Origin of the sequence: Flavobacterium glaciei, from assembly GCF_003350545.1 — a bacterium.
Taxonomy (GTDB): Bacteria; Bacteroidota; Bacteroidia; order Flavobacteriales; family Flavobacteriaceae; genus Flavobacterium; species Flavobacterium glaciei.
In genome coordinates this window covers 1-12,273 of sequence record NZ_QQBA01000024.1, presented here as the reverse complement: position 1 = coordinate 12,273, position 12,273 = coordinate 1, and the positions used below count along the sequence as shown (strand labels likewise).

Below are 12,273 nucleotides of genomic sequence, written 5' to 3'. Positions count from 1 at the left end.
ATTAAATCATATAACGAAGAATACGGACTGAACTGAATTTTTTGTTGCTGAACTAACATCTAAAAAGCCTTATGGTTACAGTTAAAAATACGAAAAAAGGAGCAAAAAACTATAGTTTTCTACTCCTTTTTTATTATATAATTAATTCTTAAAAAGACTTTTTCAGTGCCCTCGCCTCGGCGAATGGGATTTTTTGTTGGTTTGGTTTTGGTTAGTTTGTGTTGAATTTAGTGTGCTCCACCAACTTCTATTTCTTTTCCGATTCCTTGTTTTTCTAGAATTCCAATTACTTTCCAACCGTAAAATGCAATGAATGCAAAACATAAAACAGGAATAAAGTAAGAAGCATGGATACCGATGATATCCGCTAGTTTTCCTTGTAATGGAGGTATAATTCCACCACCAAGGATCATCATTACCAAGAAGGCAGAACCTTGTGACGTGTATTTTCCTAAACCTGCAATTGCTAATGAGAAAATAGAAGGCCACATGATACTAAGGAATAATCCACCGCTCATAAAAGCAAAAATTGCGATTGTTCCCGTAGTGAATAAACCAATAAGCATGGCTGTCATTCCCATTAATCCAAAAATCATAAGTGTTCTTGAAGGTTGGTCTTTTCCTAAGAAGAAACCGGCGATTTGGAACAAAATTACAAATGCATAAGCGTACAAAGGCGTTACATCCTGTCCGGAGATAGCGTTAGCAGCTAATACAACTCCAAAAGCCACATAAGGAACAACGATAAGTAAAATTTTCTTTAGTTGTGACGATGGGTTAAAAACCGTAATGGCTCCTGCCCAACGTCCGATCATTAGACTTCCCCAATACATAGACATGTATGGCGCTAAAGCAGGTCCTGAAATAGAACCAAAATCAGCTGTTACCAATAATTCACCAAGGTTACTTCCTATTGTTACTTCGACCCCTACATAAGCAAAAAGAGCTAACATTCCCAAAACTAATTGAGGGTATTTCATGGCTCCCCATCCTTCAGGATTTTTTTGAGCTGTTGTATTAGCGAAGAACAAACCAATTACGACTACTAAAAGTGTGGAAACAGTAAGTCCTAATCCTAAATAATCTTTTTCTTTATTCTCAATAAAACGAGTGATAAATTCAGCATCTTCATAACGAGAAAAGATATAGGCAAAAATAGCTACCAAAATCACAGTGATTGCAATCAAGGTTTGCATGGCTTTATTTGCAGTTTCAAAAGTAGAGTCACTTTTTCCAGAAGGTAATTTTTTAGAAAAATGAAATAATGCTGCTGCTAATAAAAATAGTCCTCCCACAAATACATACAGAATTCTCATTGAATCTAATGAATCTGGCTTTTGAGCAAATTCTTCGATATTTACTCCAGCAATAACTCCAAATAAAGCAATAGAAACAACTATTGGTCCTATTGTGGTACCTAATGAGTTAATTCCTCCTGCTAGATTCAGTCTGCTAGATGCTGAATGCGGTTCACCAAGAGATGCTGCGAAAGGCTGTGCCGATGTTTGTTGTAATGAAAAACCAAGTGCTACAATAAATAACGCGCCAAGAATAAATAAATAACTTCCTTGTGTTACCGCTAGTATCATTAATACGGCTCCAAAAGTACTGATCAATAGTCCGTAAATAATTCCTTTTTTGAATCCCCAACCGTTTAGAATATCTTTTTTGGCAATACTACTAAAAATAAAAAGCAATAATGCACCAATATAATAAGCACCATAAAAAGCAAAATCAATAAGTTGACTTTGAAATTGGTCTAAGCCAAATTTAGCTTTGCAAAATGGAATGAAAATCCCGTTTGATGCTCCAATAAAACCCCAAAAGAAAAATACGGTAATGAGCGTATAAAGCGCTGAATTGTTAGACTTTGTTTGTTCTGAATTCATAAGTATAAATTGGTTAGTGATTATTGTAAAATATTTCTATGGCTGTAAGACCGTAAATATATTTGTTAAGTAAATTAAAAAAAAATAATTTATAATAAATATTGATATAATTATTAAATAATCATTTTAAATTGAAATTAGTTGCTTTTTTTTCAAACTTTTTTGCTAATTTCAAAGCAACAGTAAATTTGATTTAATAATTAATTGTACTATCAATGTTCTAAAATTTTCCGCTTGTGACATTTTTTAGATAATCTTGGCAAATTTATTTCTGTTATTATTTATTTTCCTCACTGTTTCAAAAAAACTATCTTTATATATCGTTATAAATAAAACGTAATATGAAAAGTACTTCTGAAAGCAAAATTAATATCAGTTACAAAAGTGCTGGTAAATTTGAAGAAACTAGATTTGAAAAAATTCATAACGAAATTTTCAAAAATTCAACAGAAGCCTCTGTAATTGTAGCTCAAGAAATTGCTGAATTAATTAGAGCCAAACAACAGAAAAATAAATCTTGTGTTCTGGGTTTAGCAACAGGTTCTTCACCTATAAAAGTGTATGAGGAACTGGTTAGAATGCATAAAGAGGAAGGACTTAGTTTTAGTAATGTAATCACTTTTAATCTGGATGAATATTATCCAATGACTAAAGAAAACAATCAGAGCTATCATTTTTTTATGCATCAGCATCTTTTTAATCATATTGATATAAAGCCTGAAAATATTCATATTCCAGACGGAACAATTTCCATTGATGAGCTGAATCAATATTGTATTGATTATGAAATGAATATTAAAAATGCTGGCGGACTCGATTTTCAATTATTAGGAATTGGTCGTACAGGTCACGTAGGATTTAATGAGCCAGGTTCTCATATCAATTCAGGATCTCGAATCATCACTTTAGATCATATTACAAGAGTTGATGCTTCCTCAGATTTTAATGGTATTGATAATGTCCCTAAAAGAGCTATTACAATGGGTGTTTCGACTATTTTAAGATCTAAAAGGATTGTGCTAATGGCTTGGGGACAAAATAAAGCCGACATTATAAAGAGAACTATTCAAGGAGATATCAGTTCTGAAGTTCCGGCTACATTTTTGCAAAATCACACTAATACAACTTTTGTTTTAGACCAATCGGCGGCTTCTGAACTAACCCGATTCAAAACTCCATGGTTAGTGGGAGAATGTATTTGGACTCAAGAGTTAAAACGTAAAGCTATTGTTTGGTTGTGCCAAAAAACAGACCAATCTATTTTGAAACTGACTGATAGAGATTACAATAATAACGGAATGTCTGATCTTTTAGCTTTAGAGGGTTCTGCATACGATTTGAATATAAATATGTTCAATGTATTACAACACACCATAACCGGTTGGCCAGGAGGAAAGCCCAATACCGATGATGCCAACAGACCCGAAAGAGCTACTCCAGCTAAAAAGCGAATTATCCTTTTTAGTCCGCATCCGGATGATGATGTAATTTCTATGGGAGGGACTTTTTCTAAGCTAATCAGACAAGGACATGAAATTCATGTTGTTTATCAAACCTCAGGAAACATAGCAGTTACGGATGAAGAAGCATTGAAATTTGCCGAAGTCTGTAATGATTTTGTGCAAAATGACACAGCAAAAATTGATTTTCAATCTGTTATTGATTTCTTAAATAATAAGTCAGAAAACCAGATGGATTCTCTTGAAGTTAGAAAGTTAAAAGGGCTTATCCGACGCAGAGAATCGTATGCTGCAATTCGATACATAGGATTGAATGAATCAAATGTTCATTTTCTGGACATGCCTTTTTATGAAACGGGACAAATAAAGAAAAAACCAATACATACGGAAGATGTTGCTATAGTAAAATCGATTATTGAAAAAATAAAACCGCATCAGGTATTTGCCGCAGGTGATCTTGCAGATCCTCACGGAACACATGAAGTTTGTCTCAATGCTATTTTTGCTGCAATGAGCGCTTTAAAACTAGAGCCATTTATGAATGACTGTTGGTTGTGGCTTTATCGTGGCGCATGGCATGAATGGGAAATTCATGAAATAGATATGGCCGTTCCGTTAAGCCCCGAGGAAGTAATGCTAAAACGACACGCTATTTTGTATCATCAATCACAAAAAGATAGAGTGATGTTTCAAGGTAATGATTCGAGAGAATTTTGGGTGCGTGCCGAAGACCGAAACAAAAATACTGCAAAATTGTATGATGATTTAGGATTAGCTGAATATGAAGCTATCGAAGCTTTTAAACGTTTTGATTATTAAAAATAGATTGAATATCGATACACTATGAAATACTTTTTGATGCTATTGTTTGTGACTTTTGTTTCGAATGCGCAAATCACAACTGATCAATTGAACCTGATGCCTTGGCCACATACTATAAAGTTGACTGCTGGGAATTTTGCTTTAAGCAAAAAATTTAAAGTGAATATTACTGGAAATCCTAATCCTAGAATTTTCATAGGCGCAACTAATTTTGTAAGACGATTGGACGGAAGAACAGGATTGTTTCTCGAGCAGAGTTTTTTGACTAAAGTCAATGAAAGTCCTGATGCCGAATTACAAATAAATTGTGTTCGAAATGGAAAAATAGAAATTAATGAGGACGAAAGTTATCAGCTGATAATTACTTCCAATAAAATAATTATTAATGCCACTAATGATTTGGGAGCACTCCATGGTTTGGAAACTTTATTGCAGTTGCTACAAAACAATAGTACTTCGTATTACTTTCCGGTTGGTGAAATCGCAGATTCTCCACGATTTACTTGGAGAGGCTTGATGATTGATGCGGCTCGACATTTCCAGCCCGTAGATGTTATCCAAAGAAATCTCGATGCTATGGCATCGATGAAAATGAATGTTTTTCATTGGCATTTAGCCGATGATCAAGGTTGGAGAATTCAATTAAAAAACCATCCTAAATTAACAGAATTAGCCTCCGATGGAAATTTTTATACTCAGGAAGAAATCAAAAACATTGTAAAGTATGCGGATGAAAGAGGAATTTTAGTTATTCCCGAGATAGATGTTCCTGGACATGCTTCGGCATTATTGACTGCTTATCCAGAAATAGGAAGTAAAGTAAGCGAAGGGAAAATTATGTACGAAGTACAAAGAAATTCAGGAATTTTCAATGCGACTCTTGATCCAACAAATACAAAAACGTATGAAATATTAAGCTCAATTTTTGATGAGGTTTGTCCTTTATTTCCGGGCAGTTATTTTCATATAGGTGGTGACGAAAATAATGGTAAAGAGTGGAATGCAAATCCTACTATTCAACAATTTAAGAAAGATAATAATTTGGTCAACAATCATGATTTGCAAACTTTTTTTAACATGAAGTTGATTCCAATGCTCAAAAAACACAACAAAAAATTGATGGGTTGGGAAGAAATAATGACTGAAAACATGTCAAAAGATGCCATAATTCATGCTTGGAGAGGAACGAATGAAGGGCAAGAAGCCGGTGGTGCATTAATCAAAGCTGCAAAAAACGGTTACAATACTGTTTTGTCTAATGGATATTATATTGATTTGATGCTGGGTTTAGAAAGTCATTATTTAAATGATCCTTTACCTAAGAAAATTATGCTAACTCCTGAGCAAAAAGCAAGGGTTTTAGGAGGTGAGGCTGCGATGTGGAGCGAACTCGTAACACCATTAAATATAGATTCTAGGATTTGGCCACGAACCGCTGCAATAGCCGAGCGATTATGGTCTGATGAATCTGTTACAGATATGAACAGCTTGCGTAAAAGGTTGAAAACTATTTCTTTTAGATTAGAAGAACTCGGAATTACTCATATTAGAAACAAAGAAGTGATTTTGAGAAACATCAGCAACAATCAAGATACACGAGCACTAAATGATTTTTCAAATCTTTGTGAACCACTAAAAAATTACAAACGCAACGGTGGTGGAAAGAAATACCGCATGCATTCTCCACTAACCTTATTTGCGGATGCTAGTAATGCCGATGCATCTGAAGCGCTAGATTTTAATATTGCAGTCAATGCGTATTTAGCTGATAAAAGCAAGGAGAATAAAATTGTGGTAACTGATTTTTTCAAGAAGTGGATTACCATGAATTCCGATTTGATTGCTTTAAGTGCCAATGCTCCTTTGGTGCAACCTCTATTGCCTTTATCAAAAAGTTTGAGTGATGTATCGGAGCAGTTATTGCTTTTAATGGATAAAAAACAAAAAGTTAATCAAGTGTTATTGGAGGATTTATTAGAAAAATTCAATTCCAGAAGTCCTGCTGATGTAGAATTAGCGGTTTATGGGAGTTTGAAAAAATTGCTTTAGAATAAATATAAAATTGTTTTTATGAATTAATAATTCTTGAAATCCTGATAATTATTATCAGGATTTTTTATGTAAATTATTTTCCTATTCCACTAATTTAAACTCTCAAAACAGATTTTTCTGGAATTCAGTAAATCAGTATTTTTTTCGTATTTTTGCAAAAATTTTATAAAATAAACATTCATGTTAACAGTAAATAATTTATCAGTTCAGTTTGGCAAACGAATTTTGTTTGACGAAGTAAATACTACCTTCACACACGGTAATATCTATGGAGTTATCGGAGCCAATGGCGCTGGAAAATCTACTTTTCTTAAAATAATTGCAGGTGAAATGGACCCAACTTCGGGACATATTCATCTAGAACCAGGAAAACGTATGTCGGTTTTAAACCAAAATCACAATATGTTTGACGAAAGCACCGTACTAGAGACCGTTATGATGGGGAATAAAACCCTTTATGCGATCAAAAAAGAAATGGATGCTTTGTATTTAGATTACAATGACTCAAATGCAGATAGAATAGGCGAGTTGCAAGTGCAATTTGAAGAAATGAACGGTTGGAATGCGGATTCTGATGCAGCATCTATGTTATCAAATCTTGGAATTACAGAGGAACATCATTATACTTTAATGGGAGATTTGGAAGGAAAAATAAAAGTTCGTGTCCTTTTGGCACAGGCACTTTTTGGAAATCCGGATTTACTTATTATGGATGAGCCTACAAATGATCTAGATTTTGAAACTATCGCTTGGTTAGAAAATTTTTTAGCTAACTATGAAAATACTGTAATTGTAGTTTCTCACGACAGACACTTTTTAGATTCTGTTTGTACACATATTTCGGATATTGATTTCAGTAAAATAAATCATTATTCTGGAAATTATACTTTCTGGTATGAGTCAAGCCAGTTGGCAGCGAAACAACGCGCGCAACAAAACAAAAAAGCTGAGGAAAAGAAACAGGAATTAGAAGAATTTATTCGTCGTTTTAGTGCGAATGTAGCCAAATCTAAACAAGCTACTTCGCGTAAAAAAATGATTAGCAAGTTGAATATTTCTGAGATAAAACCATCAAGTCGTCGTTATCCGGCTATTATTTTTGATCAAGAGCGTGAAGCAGGAGATCAAATTTTGAATGTTCAAAATTTAAGCGCTTCCATAGATGGAGAAATTTTGTTTAAAGGAGTAGATTTGAATATGGCCAAAGGCGATAAAATCGTTCTTTTTTCGAAAGATTCCCGTGCAACAACAGCATTTTATGAAATATTAAACGCAAATCAAACCGCAGATTCAGGAACTTTTGATTGGGGAGTTACAACTAACCAAGCCTATTTGCCAGGTGATAATCATTCATTTTTCGAAAGTGATTATTCTCTAGTTGATTGGTTGCGTCAGTGGGTAAAAACTGAAGAGGAGCGTGATGAGGTAAACATTCGTAGTTTTCTTGGGAAAATGATTTTCTCCGGTGAAGAAGCGTTGAAAACCTGTAGAGTTTTATCAGGAGGAGAAAAAGTTCGTTGTATGTTGTCTCGAATGATGATGGAAAGAGCTAATGTTTTAATGTTGGACGAACCTACCAATCACTTGGATTTAGAGTCGATTACAGCTTTTAATAACTCATTAAAAAACTATAAAGGCTCTGTAATTTTCACCACACACGATCATGAATTTGCTCAAACTGTTGGAAATAGAGTTGTCGAATTGACACCTAATGGCGCAATTGATAGATATATGACTTTTGATGAATACTTGGATAACGAAGGTGTTCAGGAATTAAGAGCAAAAATGTACACCGTATAAATAATAGTGTCATAGGAAAAAAAATATCCCGCAATTGCGGGATATTTTTTTGATAATTTTTTAAATTTAAATTTGATATCAAAGGAATTTATTTTCTTCCAAAAAATTTACTGATTATAAAAATTATTACGGCTACTACTGCAACAACTATAAATATACCAACACCTATTCCAGCTTTGAATATACCTTCTATTACGGAACAGCCTGAAAATGAAACTAGTACTACGAAAAGCATCAATAATCTGGTGAGTCTTTTTTGCATGATCTTTTATTTTAAAATGTTAAACGTTAAAATGTAAATCTATGCTTTAACCCAAGGGCTACCTTATATAATTCTTATTGATTGTTGCAAAATTAAGTAAAAGTAATGCACTGATTTTTTTGAAATAAAAGTATTAGCATTTTCTCTCTTTTTAATTATAAAATCATAAATCGGAATTTGTATATTTGTAAAACCAAACAACACACTTTAGAATGAGTCAAAAAGTATTACTTACTGCAAAAGAAGTTACTATCATATTACATCGTTTGGCCTGTCAATTAATCGAAAAGCACTTAGATTTTTCAGATACCATTTTAGTAGGAATTCAACCAAGAGGCGTTTTCCTAGCAGAACGTTTGAAAGAGATATTAGAAAAAAATTATCAAACGCCTGAAATTCAATTAGGCTATCTGGACATTACCTTTTTTAGAGATGATTTTCGTAGAACTGATAAGCCATTAGAAGCTAACAAAACTAAGATAAATTTTATTGTTGAAAATAAGAAAGTTATTTTCATTGATGATGTATTATTCACTGGAAGAAGCATTCGTTCCGCTTTGACAGCCATACAATCTTTTGGACGTCCTTCGGAAATTGAACTTCTAGTTTTGATTGACAGACGTTTTAGTCGCAATTTACCCATTCAACCGGATTATAGAGGAAGACAGGTAGATGCCATAAATAACGAAAAAGTAAAAGTGAGCTGGAAAGAAAATGATGGTGAAGATGGTGTCTATTTAATAATAAGTTAGATTTTAATTTTTTTAAAAGTCTAACATTAAAAACTAATAATCGTAAAAAGAAATGAAAGAATTAAGCGTAAATCATTTGTTAGGAATAAAATACATCAACAAGAATGATATTGACCTAATTTTTGAAACAGCCGATCATTTTAAAGAAGTAATCAATAGACCAATTAAGAAAGTTCCTTCCTTACGAGATATTACCATTGCCAATATTTTTTTCGAAAATAGTACTAGAACAAAACTCTCATTTGAGCTAGCACAAAAACGTTTATCTGCTGATGTAATTAGTTTTTCGGCAGCACAATCTTCAGTCAAAAAAGGGGAAACTCTAATTGATACCGTTAATAATATTCTTTCGATGAAAGTAGATATGGTAGTCATGCGGCATGCAAATCCCGGCGCTGCTTATTTTCTTTCTAAAAACGTAAAAGCGAGTATCGTTAACGCAGGAGATGGTGCACATGAGCATCCTACACAAGCCTTATTAGACAGTTATTCGATTAGAGAAAAATTAGGCGAAGTTGCTGGAAAAAAAGTAGTCATTGTAGGTGATGTTTTACATTCCAGAGTAGCATTATCCAATATATATGCACTTCAAATGCAGGGAGCTGAGGTTAAAGTTTGCGGACCAAAAACTTTGATTCCAAGATATATAGAATCGCTTGGTGTAACAGTTGAACCTAATTTGATAAAAGCACTTGAATGGTGTGATGTAGCGAATATGTTGCGCGTGCAAAACGAGCGAATGGATGTGAATTATTTTCCTTCTACCAGAGAGTATGCTCAACAATATGGAGTTGATAAAACTATTTTAGATTCTTTAAATAAAGAAATCATAATAATGCATCCAGGACCAATAAATCGTGGTGTAGAAATTACAAGCGAGGTAGCCGATTCACAACAATCGGTGATTTTAAACCAAGTAGAAAATGGTGTTGCAATTAGAATGGCTGTAATTTATCTTTTGGCATCAAAAATCCAGTAATTTAAAATAAAAACTTTGTAAATTAGCTATTATTAAACTAATCTGCCTTGAGTAGACTCATAAATTAAAAAGATGAAAGTAGATCAAAAAGGACATACAATTAGTATTAGAGATACGCAGGGTGATTTTACTTCTTTTTTAATGAAGGTTACCCATCAACATAAGACATTTGAAAAGCATAATTTGATTATAGATCTTTTGTTGCACAAAGATTTATCGGCAGATAATATCAAATTATTTATGCCATTATCTAAACTACACAAAAAAGCAAAAAAATCATTTGTTATAGTTACTTCTGATTTTGATTATAATGCTGTTCCAGAGAAATTAACGGTCGTTCCTTCTTTATTAGAAGCACATGATATAATTGAAATGGAAGAGATTGAAAGAGATTTAGGCTTTTAAATTTGTGTATTCGGTAGTGATTAAACCGTTAGATCAATTTAAATAAATACGTAATAACCGAATACACAAAGACTTGAAATTAACAATACTTGGTTGCTACGCTGCAACGCCACGAACTTTTACGAATCCAACTTCACAGATTTTAGAAATAAAAAACAGAATTTTTTTGATTGATTGCGCAGAAGGAACCCAAGTGCAATTACGAAAAAATAAAATTAGATTCTCTAAGATTAATCATATCTTCATTTCTCATTTACACGGAGACCATTTTTTTGGATTAATAGGTTTAGTATCTACTTTTACTTTACTCAATAGAACAACTGATTTGCATATATATGGACCAAAGGGAATTCAAGAAATCATCAAGTTGCAATTGAGATTATCTAATTCTTGGACTAATTATGGTTTGTTTTTCCATGAACTGGAATCCAAAGAAAGTGAAGTTATTTTTGAAGATGAAAAGGTTTTGGTAAAAACCATTCCTTTAAAGCATCGTGTTTACACAAATGGATTTTTATTCCAAGAAAAAACAGGAGAACGCAAACTTAATCTCGATGCCGTTCAAAATTATGAAATTGATACGTGTTACTATCAAAAAATAAAAAACGGAAATGATATAACTTTAGAAGATGGTCGAATTATTAAAAATGATGAATTAACATTTGATCCTATTCCTGCAAAAAATTATGCATTTTGCTCAGATACGGCATATGATGAGAGTATAATTCCAATCATTAAAAACATTGATGTATTATACCACGAATCTACTTTTCTGCAATCAGAAGAAAATTTAGCTAAAAAAACATTGCATTCTACGGCAAAAGAAGCGGCTACAATTGCTTTGAAATCTAATGCAAAGCAATTAATTTTAGGACATTATTCTACTCGATATGAGAATATTGATCTTTTTAAAGAAGAAGCAAAATCTATTTTTCCTGAAGTATACCTGGCAAATGATGGAAAAAGCTTTGAGTTTTAGCAAAAAATAATTATTTCATTTAAATTCAAATTTGGATTTTAAATTTTTTCTAAGTGGAATCATTTAAATATCGAATAACCATAAAATAATAAACATGAACGATTTAAGTAACTATAGAAAATCTTACGAAAAGAGTGAATTATTAGAATCTACTATTCCTGATGACCCAATTAACCTTTTTAACAGATGGTTTCATGAGGTAGAAGACTTTGGAGGAGAGAGCGAGGTTAATGCTATGACGGTTTCTACAATAGGTTTAGATGGATTTCCAAAAGCCAGAGTTGTTCTTTTGAAAAAATTTAATGAAGAAGGGTTTATTTTTTATACCAATTATAATTCAGAAAAGGGCAGGGCTATTACCCAAAATCCAAAAGTTTGCCTTTCTTTTTTTTGGCACACCATGGAACGTCAGGTTATTATTAAAGGAATTGCACATAAAACTTCTGAGGCCATTTCAGATAATTATTTTGAGTCTAGACCGGACGGGAGTAAACTAGGAGCAATAGCTTCTAATCAAAGTGAAATTGTACCATCTCGGGAATTTTTAGAAAACAATCTTAAGAAGTTAGAAAAGGATTTTGAAAGTTTGGTAATTCCTAGACCCAAACATTGGGGCGGATTTTTGGTACAACCCTTAGAGGTAGAATTTTGGCAAGGAAGACCTAATCGTTTACATGATAGAATAAAATATAGTAGTCAAGAAGATTCATCATGGAAAACAGATAGGCTATCTCCATAATGTAGGATTTATACGCATACAAATATATTATTTGTGTAGTTCATCGATTTTATTTGGTATTTTAGCGATAAAATAAGTATGTTTGAAAAAGAAATAAGACATATTTATTTATTTATTAAAGAAGTTTGCATTAC

At 32.8% G+C, this 12,273-nt stretch carries 10 protein-coding genes; 8 read left to right on the top strand and 2 right to left on the bottom strand.

Annotated features, from left to right (window positions below; all coding sequences use genetic code 11):
• Positions 1 to 227: 227 nt before the first annotated feature.
• Positions 228 to 1,889, bottom strand: a complete 1,662-nt coding sequence (locus DFR66_RS13520) for an MFS transporter (protein WP_114755353.1) — start codon at positions 1,887 to 1,889, stop codon at positions 228 to 230.
• Between the two features lie 341 nt (positions 1,890 to 2,230).
• Here DFR66_RS13520 and nagB point away from each other — a divergent pair, with 341 nt between their 5' ends.
• The 3 genes from nagB to DFR66_RS13505 all read left to right on the top strand — a co-directional run bounded on the left by nagB (position 2,231) and on the right by DFR66_RS13505 (position 8,023).
• Entirely contained in the window at positions 2,231 to 4,168 is a 1,938-nt protein-coding gene (nagB, locus tag DFR66_RS13515; RefSeq protein WP_114755352.1) for a glucosamine-6-phosphate deaminase, read from the top strand.
• Between the two features lie 24 nt (positions 4,169 to 4,192).
• Positions 4,193 to 6,220, top strand: coding sequence for a beta-N-acetylhexosaminidase (locus DFR66_RS13510; RefSeq protein WP_114755351.1), 2,028 nt, complete (start codon positions 4,193 to 4,195; stop codon positions 6,218 to 6,220).
• Positions 6,221 to 6,403: 183 nt separating this feature from the next.
• Positions 6,404 to 8,023 (top strand): ABC-F family ATP-binding cassette domain-containing protein, encoded by a 1,620-nt coding sequence (locus tag DFR66_RS13505; protein WP_114755350.1) that lies wholly within the window; start codon positions 6,404 to 6,406, stop codon positions 8,021 to 8,023.
• 88 nt (positions 8,024 to 8,111) lie between these two features.
• On the opposite strand, the gene DFR66_RS13940 is transcribed toward DFR66_RS13505, so the two are convergent.
• A complete protein-coding gene (locus DFR66_RS13940; RefSeq protein WP_167400512.1) occupies positions 8,112 to 8,285 on the bottom strand; it encodes a hypothetical protein in 174 nt (57 codons plus the stop codon).
• A 212-nt stretch (positions 8,286 to 8,497) separates the two neighbouring features.
• Here DFR66_RS13940 and pyrR point away from each other — a divergent pair, with 212 nt between their 5' ends.
• The 5 genes from pyrR (at position 8,498) to pdxH (ending at position 12,139) form a co-directional block, all read left to right on the top strand.
• Positions 8,498 to 9,037 carry a bifunctional pyr operon transcriptional regulator/uracil phosphoribosyltransferase PyrR gene (gene pyrR, locus DFR66_RS13500; RefSeq protein ID WP_114755349.1) on the top strand — a complete coding sequence of 180 codons (540 nt, stop codon included), beginning with the start codon at positions 8,498 to 8,500 and terminating at the stop codon, positions 9,035 to 9,037.
• 52 nt (positions 9,038 to 9,089) lie between these two features.
• Entirely contained in the window at positions 9,090 to 10,016 is a 927-nt protein-coding gene (locus tag DFR66_RS13495) for an aspartate carbamoyltransferase catalytic subunit (RefSeq protein ID WP_099715638.1), read from the top strand.
• Between the two features lie 72 nt (positions 10,017 to 10,088).
• The gene (locus tag DFR66_RS13490) at positions 10,089 to 10,421 is read left to right on the top strand and encodes a ribonuclease Z (protein WP_114755348.1); all 333 of its coding nucleotides are present in this window, start codon (positions 10,089 to 10,091) and stop codon (positions 10,419 to 10,421) included.
• Positions 10,422 to 10,494: 73 nt separating this feature from the next.
• The gene (locus DFR66_RS13485; protein ID WP_114755347.1) at positions 10,495 to 11,400 is read left to right on the top strand and encodes a ribonuclease Z; all 906 of its coding nucleotides are present in this window, start codon (positions 10,495 to 10,497) and stop codon (positions 11,398 to 11,400) included.
• 94 nt (positions 11,401 to 11,494) lie between these two features.
• Positions 11,495 to 12,139, top strand: a complete 645-nt coding sequence (gene pdxH / locus DFR66_RS13480; protein ID WP_114755346.1) for a pyridoxamine 5'-phosphate oxidase — start codon at positions 11,495 to 11,497, stop codon at positions 12,137 to 12,139.
• The last annotated feature ends 134 nt before the right edge of the window (positions 12,140 to 12,273 follow it).

Coding starts and splice junctions, on each gene's coding strand:
- DFR66_RS13505 (WP_114755350.1), top strand. CDS start 6,404: ATGTTAACAGTAAATAATTTATCAGTTCAGTTTGGCAAACGAATTTTG.
- DFR66_RS13495 (WP_099715638.1), top strand. CDS start 9,090: ATGAAAGAATTAAGCGTAAATCATTTGTTAGGAATAAAATACATCAAC.
- DFR66_RS13940 (WP_167400512.1), bottom strand. CDS start 8,285: ATGCAAAAAAGACTCACCAGATTATTGATGCTTTTCGTAGTACTAGTT.
- DFR66_RS13510 (WP_114755351.1), top strand. CDS start 4,193: ATGAAATACTTTTTGATGCTATTGTTTGTGACTTTTGTTTCGAATGCG.
- DFR66_RS13490 (WP_114755348.1), top strand. CDS start 10,089: ATGAAAGTAGATCAAAAAGGACATACAATTAGTATTAGAGATACGCAG.
- nagB (WP_114755352.1), top strand. CDS start 2,231: ATGAAAAGTACTTCTGAAAGCAAAATTAATATCAGTTACAAAAGTGCT.
- pdxH (WP_114755346.1), top strand. CDS start 11,495: ATGAACGATTTAAGTAACTATAGAAAATCTTACGAAAAGAGTGAATTA.
- DFR66_RS13520 (WP_114755353.1), bottom strand. CDS start 1,889: ATGAATTCAGAACAAACAAAGTCTAACAATTCAGCGCTTTATACGCTC.
- pyrR (WP_114755349.1), top strand. CDS start 8,498: ATGAGTCAAAAAGTATTACTTACTGCAAAAGAAGTTACTATCATATTA.